At 65.5% G+C, this 18704-nt stretch carries 19 protein-coding genes and 1 tRNA gene; 9 read left to right on the top strand and 11 right to left on the bottom strand.

Annotated features, from left to right (window positions below; translation table 11 throughout):
• Positions 1–3 precede the first annotated feature (3 nt).
• From BMW54_RS00500 to rsmD, 6 genes are all read right to left on the bottom strand, one after another.
• Positions 4–867, bottom strand: a complete 864-nt coding sequence (locus BMW54_RS00500) for an MBL fold metallo-hydrolase (RefSeq protein WP_090052055.1) — start codon at positions 865–867, stop codon at positions 4–6.
• Between the two features lie 10 nt (positions 868–877).
• Entirely contained in the window at positions 878–2578 is a 1701-nt protein-coding gene (gene ggt, locus BMW54_RS00495; protein WP_090052053.1) for a gamma-glutamyltransferase, read from the bottom strand.
• A gap of 53 nt (positions 2579–2631) precedes the next feature.
• Entirely contained in the window at positions 2632–2889 is a 258-nt protein-coding gene (locus tag BMW54_RS00490; RefSeq protein ID WP_090055532.1) for a YfhL family 4Fe-4S dicluster ferredoxin, read from the bottom strand.
• Between the two features lie 97 nt (positions 2890–2986).
• The gene (locus tag BMW54_RS00485) at positions 2987–3490 is read right to left on the bottom strand and encodes a hypothetical protein (RefSeq protein WP_090052052.1); all 504 of its coding nucleotides are present in this window, start codon (positions 3488–3490) and stop codon (positions 2987–2989) included.
• A gap of 17 nt (positions 3491–3507) precedes the next feature.
• On the bottom strand, positions 3508–4011 hold the full coding sequence (coaD, locus tag BMW54_RS00480) for a pantetheine-phosphate adenylyltransferase (protein ID WP_090052050.1): 504 nt from the start codon (positions 4009–4011) through the stop codon (positions 3508–3510).
• Positions 4012–4038: 27 nt separating this feature from the next.
• Positions 4039–4611, bottom strand: a complete 573-nt coding sequence (gene rsmD, locus BMW54_RS00475; RefSeq protein WP_090052049.1) for a 16S rRNA (guanine(966)-N(2))-methyltransferase RsmD — start codon at positions 4609–4611, stop codon at positions 4039–4041.
• A 64-nt stretch (positions 4612–4675) separates the two neighbouring features.
• Here rsmD and ftsY point away from each other — a divergent pair, with 64 nt between their 5' ends.
• From ftsY to BMW54_RS18345, 7 genes are all read left to right on the top strand, one after another.
• On the top strand, positions 4676–5827 hold the full coding sequence (gene ftsY, locus BMW54_RS00470; protein WP_090052047.1) for a signal recognition particle-docking protein FtsY: 1152 nt from the start codon (positions 4676–4678) through the stop codon (positions 5825–5827).
• Between the two features lie 12 nt (positions 5828–5839).
• The gene (locus BMW54_RS00465) at positions 5840–6895 is read left to right on the top strand and encodes an AsmA family protein (protein ID WP_090052046.1); all 1056 of its coding nucleotides are present in this window, start codon (positions 5840–5842) and stop codon (positions 6893–6895) included.
• On the top strand, positions 6892–7938 hold the full coding sequence (gene mutY / locus BMW54_RS00460) for an A/G-specific adenine glycosylase (protein ID WP_090052044.1): 1047 nt from the start codon (positions 6892–6894) through the stop codon (positions 7936–7938). Before BMW54_RS00465 ends, mutY begins: the two co-directional genes overlap by 4 nt.
• Positions 7935–8213, top strand: a complete 279-nt coding sequence (locus BMW54_RS00455; protein WP_090052042.1) for an oxidative damage protection protein — start codon at positions 7935–7937, stop codon at positions 8211–8213. Before mutY ends, BMW54_RS00455 begins: the two co-directional genes overlap by 4 nt.
• Positions 8214–8279: 66 nt before the next feature.
• Positions 8280–8355 (top strand) — tRNA-Phe (locus tag BMW54_RS00450).
• 181 nt (positions 8356–8536) lie between these two features.
• On the top strand, positions 8537–9787 hold the full coding sequence (locus BMW54_RS00445) for an AAA family ATPase (protein WP_090052041.1): 1251 nt from the start codon (positions 8537–8539) through the stop codon (positions 9785–9787).
• Between the two features lie 116 nt (positions 9788–9903).
• The gene (locus BMW54_RS18345; protein ID WP_139205995.1) at positions 9904–10230 is read left to right on the top strand and encodes a hypothetical protein; all 327 of its coding nucleotides are present in this window, start codon (positions 9904–9906) and stop codon (positions 10228–10230) included.
• A 312-nt stretch (positions 10231–10542) separates the two neighbouring features.
• Here the strand turns inward: BMW54_RS18345 and BMW54_RS00440 are convergent, their stop codons facing one another.
• From BMW54_RS00440 to BMW54_RS00420, 5 genes are all read right to left on the bottom strand, one after another.
• A complete protein-coding gene (locus tag BMW54_RS00440; RefSeq protein WP_090052039.1) occupies positions 10543–11283 on the bottom strand; it encodes an SDR family NAD(P)-dependent oxidoreductase in 741 nt (246 codons plus the stop codon).
• A 293-nt stretch (positions 11284–11576) separates the two neighbouring features.
• Positions 11577–11759 (bottom strand): DUF3606 domain-containing protein, encoded by a 183-nt coding sequence (locus BMW54_RS00435; protein WP_090052037.1) that lies wholly within the window; start codon positions 11757–11759, stop codon positions 11577–11579.
• A 145-nt stretch (positions 11760–11904) separates the two neighbouring features.
• Positions 11905–12372 carry an Hsp20 family protein gene (locus tag BMW54_RS00430; protein ID WP_090052035.1) on the bottom strand — a complete coding sequence of 156 codons (468 nt, stop codon included), beginning with the start codon at positions 12370–12372 and terminating at the stop codon, positions 11905–11907.
• A 250-nt stretch (positions 12373–12622) separates the two neighbouring features.
• On the bottom strand, positions 12623–15682 hold the full coding sequence (locus BMW54_RS00425; protein ID WP_090052033.1) for a TonB-dependent receptor: 3060 nt from the start codon (positions 15680–15682) through the stop codon (positions 12623–12625).
• A 363-nt stretch (positions 15683–16045) separates the two neighbouring features.
• On the bottom strand, positions 16046–16510 hold the full coding sequence (locus BMW54_RS00420; protein WP_090052032.1) for a hypothetical protein: 465 nt from the start codon (positions 16508–16510) through the stop codon (positions 16046–16048).
• Between the two features lie 153 nt (positions 16511–16663).
• Here BMW54_RS00420 and BMW54_RS00415 point away from each other — a divergent pair, with 153 nt between their 5' ends.
• Positions 16664–17494 (top strand): endonuclease/exonuclease/phosphatase family protein, encoded by an 831-nt coding sequence (locus tag BMW54_RS00415; RefSeq protein WP_090052030.1) that lies wholly within the window; start codon positions 16664–16666, stop codon positions 17492–17494.
• A 113-nt stretch (positions 17495–17607) separates the two neighbouring features.
• Entirely contained in the window at positions 17608–18657 is a 1050-nt protein-coding gene (locus tag BMW54_RS00410) for a proline iminopeptidase-family hydrolase (protein WP_090052028.1), read from the top strand.
• Positions 18658–18704 lie beyond the last annotated feature (47 nt).

The following is an 18704-nucleotide window of genomic DNA, read 5'->3' as shown; positions in this document are numbered from 1 at the left end:
CCGTCATGCGCCGGTGCGGGCCTCTAGCCCGTCCAGCCTATCCAGCGTATCGACCGCCGAGTAGCGGCCTTTAGCATCCTTTTCCACCGCCGCGAGCGCGCAGCCATGATCGTGCGTGAAAAACAGCCTCACGCCCCGGGCCATCTTGTCGTCAAGGAATGTCTTTTTCTCGTCGATGAGTTTTTCCGGCCAGCGGTCGTACCCCATCGTCACCGGCAGGTGCACCCACGCACGCCCCGGAATGAGGTCGGCGCAGAAGACCACGCCACCCACCTCGGCGAGCATCAGTCCGGGCGTATGCCCTTCCGAGAATTCGAAGCGCACGGCATCGCCCAGCGACGACGGGACGCCGGCCTCGACCCGTTCCAGCCGGCCGCTCTCCTCGAGCAGGCGGATGATGTCCGGGATGAACGAGGCCCGGTCGCGCGGGTGCGGATCGCGCGCTCGCGCCCAGTGTTCCGCGCCCACCAGGAAGCGCGCATTGGGAAACAGCAGCCGCGGTGCCTCGCCCTCCGCCCATGGCGCGAGCAGTCCGCCGGCGTGATCGAAGTGCAGGTGCGAGAGCACCACGGCGTCGATGTCCTCGTGCGACAGGCCTGCCCCGGCGAGCGAATCGAGCAACACATGCCGATCCTCCACCACGCCGTAGCGCTCGCGCATCGCGGGTTCGAAGAAGGCGCCGATGCCGGTTTCGAACAGCACGTTGCGCCCGTCGAGACCGGTCACCAGCAGACAGCGGCAGGCCAGCGGGATGCGATTGTGTTCGTCCGGCGCGATCCAGCGGGACCACATCGCGCGCGGCGCGTTGCCGAACATCGCGCCGCCGTCCAGCTGCTGGGAATTGCCGATCAAGGACCAGAGTTTCATCGCGACGACCTTATTGCACCTTGCCCAGACCGGACGGACGGCGCGGATCGCTCGCGGCGTCCAGCGTGTTCGTCCGGTGATCCCAGGTGACTACGTTCATGAAGCCCCAGGGCGAGCGGTTGCGCAGCACGTGCCCCATGTCGAGCAGCGTCTTCGTCGTCGCGGCGTCGAACACGCCGTCTTCCACATCGACGCGGTCCGGGAGGTACTGGTGGTGGTAGCGCTTCTGCGCCGTGATCTCGGAGGCGCTCTTGCCGTCCACGAAAGCGAGGATGCCTTCGAGCACCTGCGTGATGATCGTCGAACCGCCGGGCGAGCCGATGACGGCGGTGCGGTTCGCGCCCAGCACGAAACTCGGGGACATCGACGACAGCATCCGCTTGCCCGGCTCGGGCGCGTTCGCGAGCGCGCCACGCAGACCGAACGCGTTCGGCTGGCCCGGCACGAGCGCGAAGTCGTCCATCTCGTCGTTCAGCACCACGCCCGTGCCCTTCGCGACGAACGCCGAACCGAACTCGAGGTTCACGGTCAGCGTCGACGCGACCATGTTGCCGTCGGCATCGATCACCGAGAAGTGGGTCGTGTGCATGCCCGGCTCCGGCGCCATGGACGTCGGCAGCAGGTCGGACGGCGTGGCCTTGTCCGGCGAGATGGTGGCGCGCAGCCCGTCGGCGTAATGACGCGACAGCAGCATGTCGAGCGGCATCTTCACGAAGTCCGGGTCGCCCAGGTATTCGTTGTGATCGCGGAACGCGCGCCGCATCGCTTCGATGGTGAGGTGCGTCGAATGCGCGAGGTCCATCTTCGTGAGGTCGAAACCCGAGAGGATGTTGAGGATTTCCGCGATGGCGACGCCACCCGACGACGGCGGCGGCGCGGTGACGATGCGGTAGCCCTTGTAGTCGACCGTGAGCGGCTCGCGCTCCTTCACCTTGTAGGCTTCCAGGTCCGCGGCCGTCCAGTTGCCACCGGCCTCGCGCGAGGCGGAGACCAGCAGCTTCGCGGTCTCGCCCTTGTAGAAGCCGTCCGCGCCCTTCGCGGCGATGCGCTCGAGCGTCTTCGCCAGATCCGGCTGACGCAGCGTCCAGCCCTGCGCCGGCACCTTGCCATCCGGCAGATAAAGGGCGGCAGAGGCGGGATAACGCGCCAGCGTCTCCTTGCGGTCGTCGATCGCACCGAGGAAACGCTTGTCGGGCTGAAAGCCCTCCTTCGCGATGCGGATCGCGGGCGCGAGCGACACCGACAGCGGCAGCTTGCCGTAGTGCTCCGCCATCCACGCGAGGCCGGCGGGTTCGCCAGGAATGCCGGCCGACAGCGGCCCGTTGGTCGACACGTCGCGGTTCGGCTTGCCGTCCTTGCCGACGTACACCTTCATGTCGACGGCTTTCGGCGCCGTCTCCCGCGCGTCGATGAAGACGTCGCGCTTGTCGGACGCCCGGTGCAGCAGCGCCATGAAGCCACCGCCGATGCCGGAACTCTGCTGTTCGACGACCGCGAGGGTCGACGAGACCGCGATCGCGGCATCGAACGCGTTGCCGCCCTTGGCCAGCACTTCGAATCCGGCGTTGGTCGCGAGGAAATTCGCGCTGGCGATGGCGGCATGGCCGGGACCGCGCGCCGCGGAAGGCGCATCCTGGGCGGCGGCATGTCCGGCGCCGGCGACGAGGAACAGGCTCGCGGCGACGACGCGCCACGACGGGGCATGAACCATGGGGATGGATCTCCGGGAAATATCTTCAACCCCCGAGATTAACCCATGCCGCCTCAGGACGCCGCGCGGGCCATCAGGTGCTCGTACTTGAGCATGAGCTGCTCGTTCGTCTCGACGTGATCGGGATCGTGCGGAATGCACTCGACCGGGCAGACTTCCACGCACTGAGGGTTGTCGAAGTGGCCGACGCACTCGGTGCAGAGGTTCGGATCGATCACGTAATACTGCTCGCCCAGCGAGATGGCCTTGTTCGGGCACACGGGCTCGCAGACGTCGCAGTTGACGCAGGTGTCGAGGATCATCAGGGACATGGCCGGCATTTTAGCGCGGTACGGCCTTCCCTGCTGGCAGGCATGAAAAAGGGCGCCGCGAGCGGCGCCCTCCTTCGCGGCCGTGAATCCGGCCCGATTACATCGCGACGAAACGGAACGTCGCGCCGCTCGGTGCCAGCGCATCGGCCACGCGCTGCTGGTCGGCCTGGTCGCCGATGAACAGCACGATCACGTTCTTGAACGAGCCGGCGTTGGCGCCCTTGAACGCCTCGACGATCAGATCGGCCGTCTTGGCCGACTCCGGGCCACCGAACACGAGCATGTTGCCCGGGGTGACGCCGCGGGCGACGGTGCCCTGCACGTTCTCGAGCTGACGGGCGCGGCCGTCCTGACCGGCCTGGTCGTCGCCGGCCGGCACGAAGTACGGGAACGGACGGTCGGCCGTCATGCCCTGCATGTTCTTGCGCACGATCTGGCCGAAGTACTGGCTCCAGGCCTTCGTATCGGTCGGGTTGGTCGGCTTCGCGACGGCGGCTTCCTGCTGCGTGGCAGCCTGATCGGCGTCTTCCGACTTGTTGCAGGCCGTGAGGGCCAGGGCGGCGGTCAGGGCCACGGACGCGGCGAGGACGAACTTACGCATGATGATCACCTTTGTTTTCAAGAGTTGCGCCAACGCTGACGCATGGCCTGCTGCACCGCCGGATGCACGAAGCCGGAGATATCGCCACCCAGGCGACCGATTTCACGCACGAGCGAGGAGGAGATGAAGCTGTATTGCTCGGCCGGGGTCAGGAACAGCGTCTCGGCCTGGGGAATCAGGTGACGGTTCATGCTGGCGAGCTGGAATTCGTATTCGAAATCCGACACGGCGCGCAGGCCGCGAAGGATCACGCCCGCGCCGATCTCCGTGACGAAGTCGGCGAGCAGGCAGTCGAAACCGCGCACTTCCACGTTCGGCAGGTCGGCCAGCGCCAGCCTCGCCAGCGCGATGCGCTCGCCGAGGCTGAAGCCCGGACCCTTGCTGCGGCTCTCGGCCACGGCGACCACGATCCGGTCGAACAGCGGCGCCGCGCGCGACACGAGGTCGGCGTGCCCGTTCGTGATGGGATCGAACGTGCCGGGATAGACGGCAAGTCGCGGATTGGCCGGCGAGAGGGTCATGAAGGGACGGGTCAGGGAAAACGCGGGCTAGCTTAACGGATCGGCCGGTGTGCGGCGATAGAGGGTGTAGGCCACCTCCCCTGCCGTTCCCTGCCGGTGTGGCAGCCAGGTATCGGGCAGGGCGAAGGACGTGCCGCGCGGGGCTTCGACGTAGATCCACGCACGCGGCGACAGCCAGCCGCCGTCCTCCAGCGCCCGGGCCGCATCGGCCCACAGATCGAGCGCGAACGGGGGATCGAGGAAGACGAGATCGAACGGCCGCGCGGCGCCGCGTAGCCAGCGGGCCGCATCGTCGCCGGCGACCTCGCCGCCCGTCGCCTTCAGGCGGACGAGGTTGGCCTTCAGCGCCGCCACGAGGCGCGGCTCGCGCTCCACGAACGTGACGCCGGCCGCGCCGCGCGACAGCGCCTCGATGCCGAGCGCACCCGTCCCCGCGAAGAGATCGAGGCAACGTGCTCCTTCCACCACGGGCAGCAGCCAGTTGAACAGGGTCTCGCGGACGCGATCCGTCGTGGGCCGCAGACCCGGCAGGTCGGGCACCTCGATGCGCGAGTTGCGAAGGGATCCGCCGATGACGCGGATGCGGCCGGGAGCGCTCATCGCTCAGCGGCCAGTGAGGGCGGGGGTGATAGCATTCGCCCATTGTCTTTGAATCCCTCGCGCAATGCTCAAGTTCTGGAAGAAGAAGCCCGCGGAACCCACGCCGACCGAATCGCCGGCGCCCGAGGCGCTCGTCGATCGATCCGCCGACCCCGCCTCGGCCGAACCCGGCGCGGCAACCTCCGAATCGCTGATCGAGACCGCCGCGCCGGAGCCGCAGGCGCCCGAGGTCGAGGCCGAGGCCGAGGAATCCGCCGTCGTGGACGCGGCCCGCGAGGCCGTCGCCGCACCGGAACAGCCGGTCAAGCGCAGCTGGCGCGAGCGTCTCTCCGGCAGCGGGTTCGCGAAGAGCCTCACGTCGCTGTTCGTCCGTCATCCGAAGCTCGACGACGACCTGCTCGACGAACTGGAAACCGCGCTGATCACGGCCGACGTCGGCGTCGATGCCAGCACGCGCCTCGTCGAGGACCTGCGCAAGCGCATGCACAAGCGCGAGTTCGCCGATGCGGGCGCGCTGCTGAAGGCCCTGCGCGAGGCCCTGGTGGCCTTGCTCAAGCCCGTCGAGCGCCCGCTCGACGTCAGTTCGCCCTCGCCTTTCGTGATCCTCACGGTGGGCATCAACGGCGTCGGCAAGACCACGACCATCGGCAAGCTCGCGCGGCGCTACTCCGACGAGGGGCGCAGCGTGATGCTCGCCGCCGGCGACACGTTCCGCGCCGCCGCCGTCGAGCAGCTGAAGACCTGGGGCGAGCGCAACAAGGTGCCCGTGGTTTCGCAGGGCCAGGACGCCGACTCGGCGAGCGTGATCTTCGACGCCCTGCAGGCGGCGCGCTCGCGCGGCGCGCAGGTGCTGATCGCGGACACCGCCGGCCGCCTGCACACGCAGGGCGGCCTCATGGACGAGCTGGGCAAGATCGGCCGGGTGATGAAAAAACTCGACGCCAGCGCGCCGCACGAGGTGCTGATGGTCATCGACGGCACCACGGGCCAGAACGCGATCAGCCAGCTGCGTCAGTTCCGCGACACGGCGGGCGTGACCGGCCTCGTCGTCACCAAGCTCGACGGCACCGCGAAGGGCGGCGTCATGTTCGCGCTGGCGCGCGAGTTCGGCCTGCCCATCCGCTACGTCGGCCTTGGCGAAACCGCCACCGACCTGCGCGTCTTCGACGCGGAAGCCTTCGTCGACGGCCTGCTCCCGGCCACGCTTGGCGGCTGACCCGGCGTGCCGATGAACAGGCGGCTGCGGATCGGCCTGATCGCCGCGGGCGGCCTCGTGCTCGCGCTGGTGCTCGCCGCCTTCATCGCCACCTATGTCGTGCTGCAGCCGGACCGCTTCACGGCGATGCTGCAGTCGCGGGCGCGTGCCGCCGGCCTCGAGCTGACGCTGGCCAGCCCGGCCAGCCCCACGCTGTGGCCGAAGCCCGCGCTGGAACTCGACGGCATGATCGTGCGCGCGAATGGCGCCGGCGCGCCGCTCATCGTCGCGTCGCGCGGCAAGCTGGTCCTGCCGTGGCATACGCTGCTCGGCGGCGACGCCCGCATTTCCCGTCTGGAGATCGAGGGCGCCCGCATCGATGTCGACGCCATTTCGGATTACCTGGACACCCTGCCCCCGCGCCCGTCGACCTCCGGCGCCATCCTGCCGACGATCGACGCCGGCTTCCGCGTATCGCGCGGTACGCTCACGCGCGGTAACCAGCTGCTGCTGTCCGATGTCGACATCGACGCCGGGCGCCTCGCGAACGGCCGGCCATTCACCCTCGCCTTCGCCGCCCATACGGCCGATACCACGCCGTACTCGCTGGACCTCGAAACCACGCCGACGCTGAGCCGCGGCGTGCTGACGCTCGGCGATGCCAAGATCAACGTCGCCAGCGCATCGCGCTTCGACGCGACGCTGCACGGAGAAGCCACCTGGCGCGGAGCGGCCGATGTCGGCGCATCGCTCGCCGGACGTGTCACGCGCGAAGCGGGTGCGCCCTACGACATCGTGCTCAACGTGACACCGGCCAACCAGCGCGACCCCCTCTACATCGCGCTGAAGCTCGACGGTGAAAACGACCACACCGACCTGCGCATTCCTCCGCTCGCGCTCGGCGAATGGTGGGGCGGCATCCGTGCCGGTGGCCGGCCGACGCTCCCGCCGTTGCTCGGCACCGTCGAAGCGAAGACGCTCGACGTTGGCGGCGTGCAGGCGACGGGCCTGCGCATCCGCGCTACCCCGAACGTGCCCGTGCCGGCCGCCACCGCGCCGGCGCCGGCCAGCACCGCCGCCACGCCATGAAGCCCTTCGCGCGCGAACTCCTGCGCTGGTACGACCACCACGGGCGCAAGGATCTTCCGTGGCAGCATCCGCGCGACGCCTATCGCGTGTGGCTGTCGGAGATCATGCTGCAGCAGACGCAGGTGGTCACCGTGATCGGCTACTTCCAGCGCTTCGTCGATCGGCTGCCGACGCTGGCCTCGCTCGCGAACGCCGACGAAGACACCGTGCTCGCGCTGTGGTCGGGCCTCGGCTATTACCGCCGCGCACGCTTCCTGCATCGGGCGGCGCAGTTGTGCGTCGAACGCCACGGCGGCGAACTGCCGCGCGACCTCGACGCCCTGATGGCGCTGCCGGGGATCGGCCGCTCGACCGCCGGCGCGATCCTCGCGCAGGCATACGGACTGCGTTTCCCGATCCTCGACGGCAACGTCAAGCGCGTGCTCGCGCGCTACCACGGCATCGTCGGCTTTCCCGGCGAAAGCGCCATCGAGAAGCAGCTCTGGAAGCACGCGGACGAACACACGCCGTCCGAGCGCACCGCCGACTACACGCAGGCGATCATGGACCTCGGTGCCACCGTCTGCGTGCGCAGCAAGCCGCTCTGCCCGCTCTGTCCGCAGGCGGCGACGTGCGTGGCGCATCGCGACGGCCTGACCGCCGTGCTGCCTACCGCGAAGCCGGGCAAGAAGGTGCCGACGCGCGCGCTCGCGATGCTCCTGCTGCGCGATCGCAGCGGACGCGTCCTGCTCGAAAAGCGCGGCCCCCAGGGCGTCTGGTCCGGCCTGTGGAGCCTGCCCGAAGCCGCGGACGCGGAAGCCGCTTCGCACGTGGCGGCGGGCTTGGCCACGGTCGGCGCCGCGAATCCCCTCCCCGCCTTCACCCACGTGTTCAGCCACTACCGGCTGGACGTATCGCCCATCCTGTTCGACCATGCGGCCCCGCTCGCCGCTGTGGCCGGACGCGACGACCGCCGCTGGTGCGACCGCGACGACATCGCCTCGCTCGGCCTCCCGGCGCCCGTCCGCACCTTGCTCGACCATCTTCCGGAGATCACCCCATGACGCGCATGGTCCATTGCGTGAAACTCGGCCGCGACGCCGAAGGCCTCGATTTCGCCCCCTGGCCCGGCGACCTCGGCAAGCGCATCTACGAGAACGTCTCGAAGGAAGCCTGGGCCCAATGGCTCAGCCACCAGACCATGCTCATCAACGAGATGCGCCTCTCCCCGCTCGACCCGAAGACCCGCACGTTCCTGAGTGGCGAAATGGAGAAGTACTTCTTCGGCGGCGACGTCGTCCAGCCCGCCGGTTACGTCCCACCCGAACGAGACGCTTGACGCCGACGCCCACACCCGATTTAATACGCGGCTCCACAGGCCGCAACGCTCGTTGCAGGCACTCGTGGCTCGGTAGCTCAGTTGGTAGAGCAGGGGATTGAAAATCCCCGTGTCGGCGGTTCGATTCCGTCCCGAGCCACCATCCTTCCAAAGACTCGCAGCGATGCGGGTCTTTTTTTGGCCTCGCCGGGCGACCTCAGGGTGTGGGCGAAGTCCGACGAAGTTCGCTTTGTACGAGGCGCCCAAAGAGGTAGTCGTGGAATTGCCTCAACTGATAGTCTCGACGAAGATCATCCTCCCGACACGGCCAAAGGATCCGGCGAATGCGTACGCTCGAAGTGAAGTCGTTCTCCTGCATCGACAAAGCGCTCCTGGAACTCAACGACATCACCGTAATCATCGGACCGCAGGCGAGCGGTAAGAGCGTAATATGCAAGCTCTTTTACTTCTTTAACGGCATCTTTTCCTCGCTTCCGCTCTGGGTTCAGGAGTCGAATACATCCGAGGAGATCAGAGACCGCTGTCTCGATGAGTTTTCTGCTTGGTTTCCCCCGCAGGCATGGGGATCCAAACAGTTTGAAGTGACGTATCGAAACGGCCCTTATGAGCTCTCCATTCGACGAGTTAAGACCCGGAACGGCCAGCCAAAGGCGAAACTGATCTGCTCGCCCGACACCGAGCGTCTGTTCGAAAGTGCGGTTGCAGTTCACCTTAAGGCTGCGCAGAAGAAGCGAGACCCGGATTTTCTGTACGGCTCCTTTTCAATAGTTCGGCGCACCATAGAGGGTGCGATGGGCCGACACATGCCCGACATGCAGCTTTATATTCCTGCCGGGCGGTCCTTCTTCACGAGCATTGGGAAGCTTGTTACTGCGTTTGAAGAACGCACGCTACTTGATCCGGTTGTGCATGAGTTCGGGAGACTCGTTACGAACTTGCGTGAGTCTTCGTTTTACGAGCGAGAAGAGCCGAGTCCAGTCCTTCAGCGAATTGAGGCACTCATTGGTGGTCGAGTCAGTCAGGAGCGAGGCAAACAGTTTCTCGTAACTCCTGACGGCCGCAGTATTCCCTTCAACGCCCTTTCGTCAGGCCAACAAGAGCTCCTTCCTTTGCTCTACGCGCTACGCTTCTCTCTATGGCGCGAGCGGGGATCTTTGACTTTCGTTGAAGAACCGGAAGCCCACCTTTTTCCAAGTGCGCAGACGTCGCTCTTGGAGATGTTTGCCGAAATTGTAAACCGACAGCCTCGAAGGACCGGCAACAAGAACGTCGCTGGCCGCACGCTGGTACTGACTACCCACAGCCCCTACGTGCTCGCCAAGATGAATACGCTCATCAAAGCCGGCCAAGTTGCAAGGCGACTCTCGGTCGATGGTCGCAAAGAACTCGACAAGCTCATCCCATCCGGCTCGTGGATCTCGCCTGAGAAGGCTTCAGCTTACGCAATTCACGGTCGAGAACTTGTACCTATTCTCGACGAGTACGGGCTTATCGACGCCGGATACATTGACTCCGTTTCAGAAGAGACCGGATTGGAGTTTGACGGACTTTTGGACCTGGAGGCGTCACTGTGACGAGCAGTAAGGATACTTGCGAACCATTTCGAGAAAAGCGGAACGATTCGAAAGTGAGAGTTAGGGAGTACGGTAAGAGTGCCGTATTTCTAAATCCTGGGCGCAAAGATGTCTTCGTGACGAAAGTTGATGGCGGCTTAGTAAACCATCAGTTGGCTGCAGACTACGTCGTTTCCTTTCCAGACACGGGCAACATCATTGTCGAACTGAAGGGCAAGGAGATACGGCACGCATGCGAACAGATTCTCGCTACAGCGAAGCTTCTTGAGCGTTGCGGTGCGCCCCGACGTGCAGTAGGGGCGCTAATCGTCTGCACCCGCGTCCCCAGCACCGACTCGACAACATCGAGATTGAAGAATGAATTCTTGAAGAAGCACGGCACGCGGCTACATATCAAGAGCGGAAATCTCGAACATGATGCGCTGAAGCTGATCGGAAAGTGACGCTCTACGTCGCCGACGCTATTGACCTGGATTTTGCCACAACGTCGCCGCGTACGGGGTGTCCCTTGTGACAACCGCTTCGTGCGCGGCGACGCGCATGCGAGTGCGGCGCGTTAACCGAATGAACGACAAGACCCTCTCGACTTATGGTTTCTCGGCGACCCGATCGTTGGCGAGCGTGTCGTTGCAGGCGAGCAAACTGCTTCCCCGAACGCAAGTTCGCTCGCTAATCGCAGGCGAGAGCGCTCAAGGACCTTGGCTGGATCGTCGCGATCGACCATCCGCCTGTTACACCCACGAGCGTATCGGCGATCAGGCAATGGCACCGCCATCGGCGGTGATCGTGGCGCCGGTGATGATGTCGGCCGCGGGGCTTGCCAGGAACGCCACCACGTTGGCGATGTCGTTCGGCTCCGCGAAGCGTCCCAGCGAGGTGAGGCTGCGCTGGAAGTCGGCTCCCTCGCCATTAGCCGGATTTGCATCGGTGTCGGTCGCGCCGGGCTGGACCAGATTGACGGTGACGCCGCTCGGTCCGAGTTCTCTTGAGAGGCCACGGGTGAATGAGTTCAGCGCGGCCTTTGACATCGCGTAGCCCGTGATACCGGGGAACGGCACGCGCTCGCCGAGTGCGGAACCGATCGTGATGATTCGGCCGCCTTGCCCGAGGTGCGGGATCGCTGCTTTGGCGTACAACACGGGGGCCCGAACGTTGATGTCCATGAGTGACTGGAATGCGTCGATGTCTAGATCCGCAATCGTTCCCGTGTGACCGATGGCGGCGCTATTGACAAGGATGTCGAGACCGCTCAGCGTGGAAACCGTTTCGTCGACCGCACGCGCGATGTCGGCGGGATTGGCGCTGTCGGCACGGATGGCGACGCCACGGCGCCCCGACTGTTCGACAGCGCCCACGACGTCTTGCGCCTTCCCGGACGCCTGCTGGTAAGTAAAAGCGACGTCAGCGCCCATCGACGCCAGCGTCTTCGTGATGGCCGCGCCGATGCCGCGGGAGCCTCCCGTGATCAGGGCCCGCTTTCCGGTCAGATCTATCATTCCGTCGTCCTCGCTCTCAGATGTTGGTACGGAAGGCTGTGTGTCGCCGTTCGATGCGACGTGCAGCCTTTCGACGGCATTCGGTGCCGCGTTTTCAACATCGGGGGCCTGTCCCTGGTCCGGTAGCCTCATCTCAGGGGCCACCTTGTCGCAGTTTGGGGAACGCCGGACGGCGTCATTCGCACGTTGCCCGCTGGCGCGGGATCGCCGATGCGATCGGCTCCCACCCGACGAGAGTGGGCCGCCTGTTCAGTTCGACGGGGCAGGCCGGGGGTCGTGCGGGGCCGAAGTGGTCAGTGGCGGCGACGGAGGTGGGCGCGCACGTCCTCGGCGATCGGACCGACCCGCTTCACGGCTTCGGTCAGCTGCTCGCGGGAAATGCCGAGTTCCTTGGTCCAGTACTGGACTTCGTAGTCTTCGTTGACGTTGATGCGCTTGGCGTCGGCCGGGCCGCGCTTGGTCTTGTCGTCGGACATGTGTCTGCTCCCGTGTTCGTTGCTGGAAGCGTGGTACCGCGGGTGTTGAGAGGTTGCGAAGGAATCGTGGGGTTTTTCGGCTTTCGGAAGGCTCGCGGCGCGGTGGCCGCGAGCCAGGCTTTTGCCGAACGCCTTGTCTGGAGGATCAGGCCGCTTCGCTGTGCAACTGCTTCACCGTCGACGTGGATGCGCCGGCGCTGTCGATCGCGATGCGTCGCGGCTTCATCGCCTCGGGCACCTCGCGCTTGAGCTCGATAGAAAGCAGTCCATTGGCGAGTCGCGCACCGGTCACGTAGATGTGCTCGGCGAGTTCGAACCGGCGACTGAACGCGCGGTTCGCGATGCCGCGATGCAGGAACTCGCCCTCGGGCTCGGCCTTGTGCTCGCCGCTCACCAGCAGCAGGTTGCCCTGCGCGGAGATGCTGAGCTCATCTTCCGTGAAGCCGGCGACCGCCATGGTGATGCGATAGGCGTCGTCGCTCAGCTTGACCGAATCGAAGGGAGGGTAATTGTCGCCCTGCTGCGTGCGGGCGGCCGATTCCAGCAGGTCGAACACGCGATCGAAGCCGATGCTCGAGCGGTGAAGCGGGGTGAAATCGAGAAGAGTACGCATGGCCATATTCTCCTTGAAGCAACATGGAATGGGTTCTCAGCGCCGCCGTCGCCCGGCGGCCAGGCCAGTCCCGAAGCGGCTGGCGGGAAAAATGATAGGGCGGCGTCGCGGCGTTTCAAGCCCCTGCTTTCAGCCATCGTTTAGGCGAAATCGGCGCATAAAAAACGCCGCCTGTAGGAGCAGGCGGCGATCTGGGGATGCATGCCCCGTCCCTGGGGCTTTGTTCTTGTCGTAAGGGGTGAGGCGCCTATCAGAAGTCGTACGTGGCGGTGAGGCGCGCGTAGCGAGGCGTCTGGTAGAACTGGCCCAGGTCGTAGTTGTTGTTGACCGTGACCGGGCCCGCTTCGTACGTCGAGAAGCTGTTCAGCGGCTTGCGCTCGTTGGTCACGTTGAACACGCTGAGACCGAAGGCGAGCTTGCCGTCGAAGTAGTTCGGACGGTAGGTCACGGCGAGGTCGAGCTGGCGGTACCACGGGTTGCGCTTGTCGCCCGGATGCGACGGCATGCCGTTGCAGTTGTGGTACGACGAGCCGTAGCCCAGCGGATCCGGATCGGCCTCGGCGTCCTCGAAGCCCAGGCACGACTTCGGCGCGCCGGAAGCGAGGCGGAGGTTGCCCGAGACCATCCATTCCGGCGTGAACTGGTACGCGCCGTAAGCCTTGATCTGGTGGGTGCGGTCGTTCGACAGCAGGCCGTTGGCGTAGCGCATCAATTCGGCCGAATCCCAGTCCTGCGTCTTGGAGATGTCGGTCTGGCCGATGTCGGACTTCGTCTGGCCTTCGGTGTTGCCGTAGCTACGCGAGAACGTGTAGTCGACACGACCCTGCCACTTGCCGTCGAACGGATGGTCGAGGTACAGGTCGAGCGCGTAGTAGTTGCGCTTGGCCTTCTGCGTGAAGCCCCAGTCCTGCTGGTTCATCTTCACTTCGGTGCGGCCGCCGTCGACGTTGGCGAGGCTGAACGTGTTGGTGGCGCCCGGGTTGAAGATCACGCAACCGGGGATGATCACGTTGTCCGGGTTGCCGCCATCCGCGGCGATCTTCTCGCCCAGCAGGCCCGTGTCGCACACGTCGTCGATCGCGCTCTTGAGCTTGCGGACCGTCACCTTCGCACCGGTGACCCAGCCATCGCCCAGCGTCTTGTCGAAGCCGAGGATGCCTTCGTCCTGGTACTGCGACTTCAGGTCACGCGCGCTGACCGCGATCGGATCGACCGGCTGGCCGTACTCGCCATCGGGCGACACCGCGCCCGGGCTGATCTCGGTCAGGCCCGTCGGACGACCGAGCGAATCGATGCCGGTATAGGTGTAGAACACGTCCGTGTACGTCGACGGCGATGCGCCGCGCACGGCCACGTTGTTCGGCAGCGCGAGGTAGTAGCGACCGAGGTTGCCGTAGATCTTCAGCGACGAGTCGCCGAACACGTCCCAGCTCGCGCCGATACGCGGTGCCCACTGCGGGCCGCTGTTCACGTACGGACGGTTCTTGTCGTTGAAGTTCTTGAAGCTGTCGTTACGCACGCCGACGCTCAGCAGGAAGCGGTCGGTGATCTGCCAGCGGTCTTCCAGGTACTGGGCCTTCTGGTCGAGCGACATGCTCGTGACGGTGGAGAAGATGCGCTCCGTCACGTAGTAGCCGTCGCCACCCGGCGCCCCGACGCCCTGCGACGGGCGGATCGGCACGTTCTCGTTACCCTCGGACGCGCGGCGGTAACGCAGGTAGTAACCCGGGCCGCTGGTGTCCTGGCCTTCGTTGCTGGCCGAGTAATGCATGTTGTCGATACCACCGGCGAGGTGGTGATCGCCCAGCTGCCACTCGAGGTCGAGGCGCAGGCCGTGCGTCCGGCTGCCGGCGTTGGGGGCCTGCGTCGTGGACGACGTATTGAGGTTGGTGATCGGCGTGCCGCCGTTCAGTGCGGGGTTCTGCAGGAACGGGCTGTCGATGTACGGCTGCTGGTCGAGGCCGGGCGTCGGGTTGTGCAGGTAATCGGTCGTCCAGCCCTTGCCGTACGTGGCGGTGAAGGTCAGGTCGTCCGTGATGTAGCTGGTGTACTTGGCGATCGCGTACTTCGAGGTGAGCTTCGACGTATCGGCGTTGGAGCCCAGCGGGCCGCCGACGGTACGCGTGTCGTAGTCGTAGTTGTAGTACGTGCCGCGCTGCTCGTCGGTGGAGTGGATGCCCGTGAGCTCGAGGATGTTCGAGTCGGTGATGTTCCAGTCGACCTTCGCGTAGTACTTCGGCAGGTTGTACGTGTAGTGGTTGTTGGCGACCGGGTTGGCTTCCACCGACGCCGTGCTGACGCCCTCGCTCTTTTCCGCTTCCGTGGCGACGAAGAAGAACAGCTTGTCCTTGATCAGCGGACCGCCCACGTACGCGCTGTACGTCGTGGTCCACTTGGTGTTGTCTTCGCGATTGCGATAGATCGAACCGACGAGGCTCGGATCGGCGTAGCCGTAGCCCGGAGGCAGGGCCTTGTTGCCGTAATAGATGCTGCCGGCGGTGGAGGAGGCGAACTTCGGCTCCCACAGCACCTGCGCGCCGAAGTGCCAGTCGTTCGTGCCGCGCTTGCCGACCTGGCTGATCACGCCGCCATCCGAACGGCCGTACATGGCGCTGTAGCCGCCGGTGTACACCTCTTGCTGGTCGATCGCGCCGTACGGCAGGCCGACGCCGCCGAGGTTACGGTACGGATCGGACGTGTTGTAACCGTTGATGTAGTACGCGTTCTCGGACGCGCCCGAACCACCGAACGACACCGTGCGGTAGCGGCCGTTGCCGAGGTTGCTCGAACCCGGCACCGCGCCCGGCGCCAGTAGCGCGATCGCTTCGGCGTTACGGCCGAGCGGCAGGCGGGCGAGGGTCTGGGCCGTGACGATCGTGCGCGAGTCGACGGCGGTGGTGTCGATCGGCGGCAGCGTGTTCGCGGTCACCGTGACCTGATCGAGCGACTGGGCGCTGGCGGACGTGGTGGCGGCGGCGAACGAAACGTCCGTGGCGCCACCGACCTTGAGCTGCACGCCCTTGCGCGAGTCGACGACGGCGCCGTTGCGAAGCAGGTTGACGTCGTACGAGCCCACGGGAAGGTTACCGATGCGGTAACGGCCCTGCTCGTCGACGGCGACGGAACGGGTCAGACCCGTGCTGCTCGTGACCTGGACGGTTTCGCCGGCGGCCGCGGGCACCTGGCCGAAGATGTCGGCGGTGGTGGACTGCGCGAAGACCGGAGCGCTGGCGCCGAAACCGACGGCCAGGGCGACTGCCAGCAGGGACGGCCGAAGCCCTCCGCGGTGGCGGATGGAATGAAGCTGCATGGATATCTCCCCAGAACGACCCAGTGCATGGGCCACCGAAATGGCCATGACCGCCGGCGCGTCGACGCGTGCTGCGAGGAAGTCCTGCCGATGCGGCACCCACTCCCCCGAGCGGTCGTGCCGTTCCCCCGTAGCACAGCGAAGAAGCCGTGCAGTCACGGTGCCGCGAGCCCCGATCAAATGATGGGGTATCACTCGCGACAGACGAAACTTAGGGGGCTTTGATGCACCGTGTCAACGAAAATTTGAGCATTTACTCAAAAAAGTTTCCCTGACACGTTTTCGCAAGAAATCGCGCTGAAATGAACGACCTGGCTCGTCTTACCGAATGCAAGCGCTCGCGGCCGCATACCGGTTACGGGCTCAGATGTCCACGTCCCTTCCACGCTGGGCCTCGCATTGCCGCAACGTCGTCGCCAGGACGCCGGCCTCGTCGGGGTTCCTGTCCGACCCGCCTTCGCGAAGGATGAGCACGCGGACCTCCATCGCCTTGCGCAGGTTGTCGCGCGCTTCCTGGCCGCAGGGCGTGCGCGGCTTCCACGACGACAGTGCCTCACCGCGCTCGACGAGCCGCCCGAGCACCGTGGCGCGATCCCCGGCGGCGGCCCTGCCCGCCTCGTCGACCTGTGCCTGCCACTCGCTCAGCACGCCACGCAGGTCCGCCGTGTCGGCCGCGAGGCCTTTCGCGTCGGCTTCCCGGGCGCTGTGCGAGGCCGTGAAGGCGAGCATGGCCGTGGTCGCCGATGCCAGGAAAGCGACCACGACGACGCCGATCACGGCCTTGCGTCCGCTGGTACCACTGGAGCTTTCGTCGTTTCCGGCCGTCATGGACACCTCGATGCGTGATCGCCCTATTCTGCCCCAGCGACGCGCCCGGGGCGGGACGATGCGACAAAGGCGCATGGTCTCAGGACGCCTGTCACGACAACGATGTCGTTACGTCGATATAGTCGGGTGCTCACCCAAACGAAGCCGGAGCCCATGACTCGTCTCTCGCGCATTGCGTTCACGCTGATCGCCGCCGCCATCGCCCTCCCCGCCACCGCCGGTGACCTGAAGGTCATGTCGTTCAACGTCCGCACCATGACGGGCAACGACGGAGCGAACGGTTGGGAGCACCGGCGCGACCTCTTCGCCGACACCATCCGCCAGCTGCACCCGGACGTGATCGGCACGCAGGAGCTCTACAAGCAGCAGGGCGACGACACGGTGGAGCGCCTCCCCGAATACGTCTGGTTCGGCCGCGATCGTTACGGCAAGCACACCGACGAGCACATGGGCATCTTCTACCGGAAGGACTCCCTCAAGGTCATCGAGTCGGGGGACTTCTGGCTTTCCGACACGCCCGACAAGGTAGCGAGCATCACCTGGGGCAACGTGTTCCCGCGCATGGTGAACTGGGCCCTTTTCGAAAGCCTCTCGGACCACAAGCGTTTCTATTTGCTCGACACGCATTACCCCTATCGCGACCAGGACGAAGACGCGCGTTCGCGCAGCGCCCGCGAGATGGCGGCATGGGTCGCGAAGCTACCGAAGGGTGTGCCGGTGATCATCACGGGCGACTTCAACACGGGCCCGGACAGCGAGGCGCACAAGGCCCTGACCGCGACGTTCAAGGACGCATGGGACACAGCGCCGAAACGCGAAGGCCCCGCGGAAACCTTCCACAACTTCACCGGCCAGGCGAACAAGCGGATCGACTGGATCCTCTATCGCGACATCAAGGCGATCTCGGTTCAGACCGTCACCACATCGAAGGACGGCCGCTACCCGTCGGACCACTTCCCGGTGCAGGCCGATTTCGCGCTCTGAGGCGGCGGCGCCGGTCTGCGTGCCATAAGGGACCGGCGCTTGTCTTCCCCCTGTCCATACCGACCGGACCGGGCCACACTGCGCACCTGACCGACAGACCCAGGGGTCGACCCATGCGCCGCTTGCTCACCTGCCTCCTCTTCGCCGTGACGGCGATCCCCGCCCTGTGCCTCGCTCAGGCCGGCACGCCGCCCGCGCCTGCCAAGAGCAGCTATTTCGACAACACCGGCCGCGACGACGTGCTTTCCGGCGGGCAGAAGACGATCGTCATCGACACGCCCAAGGGCAAGTTCAAGGTGTGGACCAAGCGGGTCGGCAACAATCCGACGATCAAGGTTCTGCTGCTGCACGGCGGGCCGGGCGCCACGCACGAGTATTTCGAGGCGTTCGACAGCTATTTCCCCGGCGCGGGCATCGAGTATTACTACTACGACCAGCTCGGCTCGGGGTTCAGCGACAAGCCCACCGATCCGTCGCTGTGGGATATCCCCCGTTTCGTCGACGAGGTGGAGCAGGTGCGCCAGGCGTTGCACCTGGACAAGGACAACTTCTTCGTCCTGGGCCATTCGTGGGGCGGCGTGCTGGCGATCGAGTACGCGCTGAAGTACCCGCAGCACCTCAAGGGCGTGATCATCTCCAACATGATGGACAGCATCCCCGCGTACAACGCGTACGCGAACAAGGTGCTGATGCCGGCGATGGACCAGAAGACGCTCGCGGAGGTGAAGAAACTCGAAGCGGAGAAGAAGACCTCCGATCCGCGGTACATGGAGCTCCTCATGCCCATGCACTACGAACAACACGTGCTGCGCATGCCGGCGGCACAGTGGCCCGAGCCCGTCGAGCGCTCGTTCGCGCACCTCAACGAGCAGGTGTACGTGATGATGCAGGGCCCGAGCGAACTGGGCGCCAGCGGCAAGCTGCTTCACTGGGATCGCAGCAAGGACCTGAAGAACATCACCGTGCCCACGCTGGTGATCGGGGCGAAGTACGACACCATGGACCCCGCGTACATGGAAGCCATGGCGAAGAAGCTGCCCAACGGGCGGTTCCTGCTCTGCCCGAAGGGCGCCCATATGGCGATGTACGACGATCAGGCGACGTATTTCACGGGGCTTATCGGGTTCCTCAAGGATGTGGATGCGGGCAAGCCGATGAAGTGAGGGTCCTTGCTGTCGTGGGAGCGGCCCTGGCCGCGATGGGGGCTTGC

Source organism: Luteibacter sp. 329MFSha, assembly GCF_900111665.1.
GTDB lineage: Bacteria > Pseudomonadota > Gammaproteobacteria > Xanthomonadales > Rhodanobacteraceae > Luteibacter.
The sequence above is the reverse complement of the archived record's forward strand: the minus strand, read 5'-3'. Positions and strand labels throughout refer to the sequence as shown.

What these genes read in the sequence shown, in the direction of transcription:
- BMW54_RS00500 (WP_090052055.1), bottom strand. Translation starts at nt 867, where the DNA reads ATGAAACTCTGGTCCTTGATCGGCAATTCCCAGCAGCTGGACGGCGGC.
- ggt (WP_090052053.1), bottom strand. Translation starts at nt 2,578, where the DNA reads ATGGTTCATGCCCCGTCGTGGCGCGTCGTCGCCGCGAGCCTGTTCCTC.
- BMW54_RS00490 (WP_090055532.1), bottom strand. Translation starts at nt 2,889, where the DNA reads ATGTCCCTGATGATCCTCGACACCTGCGTCAACTGCGACGTCTGCGAG.
- BMW54_RS00485 (WP_090052052.1), bottom strand. Translation starts at nt 3,490, where the DNA reads ATGCGTAAGTTCGTCCTCGCCGCGTCCGTGGCCCTGACCGCCGCCCTG.
- coaD (WP_090052050.1), bottom strand. Translation starts at nt 4,011, where the DNA reads ATGACCCTCTCGCCGGCCAATCCGCGACTTGCCGTCTATCCCGGCACG.
- rsmD (WP_090052049.1), bottom strand. Translation starts at nt 4,611, where the DNA reads ATGAGCGCTCCCGGCCGCATCCGCGTCATCGGCGGATCCCTTCGCAAC.
- ftsY (WP_090052047.1), top strand. Translation starts at nt 4,676, where the DNA reads ATGCTCAAGTTCTGGAAGAAGAAGCCCGCGGAACCCACGCCGACCGAA.
- BMW54_RS00465 (WP_090052046.1), top strand. Translation starts at nt 5,840, where the DNA reads ATGAACAGGCGGCTGCGGATCGGCCTGATCGCCGCGGGCGGCCTCGTG.
- mutY (WP_090052044.1), top strand. Translation starts at nt 6,892, where the DNA reads ATGAAGCCCTTCGCGCGCGAACTCCTGCGCTGGTACGACCACCACGGG.
- BMW54_RS00455 (WP_090052042.1), top strand. Translation starts at nt 7,935, where the DNA reads ATGACGCGCATGGTCCATTGCGTGAAACTCGGCCGCGACGCCGAAGGC.
- BMW54_RS00445 (WP_090052041.1), top strand. Translation starts at nt 8,537, where the DNA reads ATGCGTACGCTCGAAGTGAAGTCGTTCTCCTGCATCGACAAAGCGCTC.
- BMW54_RS00440 (WP_090052039.1), bottom strand. Translation starts at nt 11,283, where the DNA reads ATGATAGATCTGACCGGAAAGCGGGCCCTGATCACGGGAGGCTCCCGC.
- BMW54_RS00435 (WP_090052037.1), bottom strand. Translation starts at nt 11,759, where the DNA reads ATGTCCGACGACAAGACCAAGCGCGGCCCGGCCGACGCCAAGCGCATC.
- BMW54_RS00430 (WP_090052035.1), bottom strand. Translation starts at nt 12,372, where the DNA reads ATGCGTACTCTTCTCGATTTCACCCCGCTTCACCGCTCGAGCATCGGC.
- BMW54_RS00425 (WP_090052033.1), bottom strand. Translation starts at nt 15,682, where the DNA reads ATGCAGCTTCATTCCATCCGCCACCGCGGAGGGCTTCGGCCGTCCCTG.
- BMW54_RS00420 (WP_090052032.1), bottom strand. Translation starts at nt 16,510, where the DNA reads ATGACGGCCGGAAACGACGAAAGCTCCAGTGGTACCAGCGGACGCAAG.
- BMW54_RS00415 (WP_090052030.1), top strand. Translation starts at nt 16,664, where the DNA reads ATGACTCGTCTCTCGCGCATTGCGTTCACGCTGATCGCCGCCGCCATC.
- BMW54_RS00410 (WP_090052028.1), top strand. Translation starts at nt 17,608, where the DNA reads ATGCGCCGCTTGCTCACCTGCCTCCTCTTCGCCGTGACGGCGATCCCC.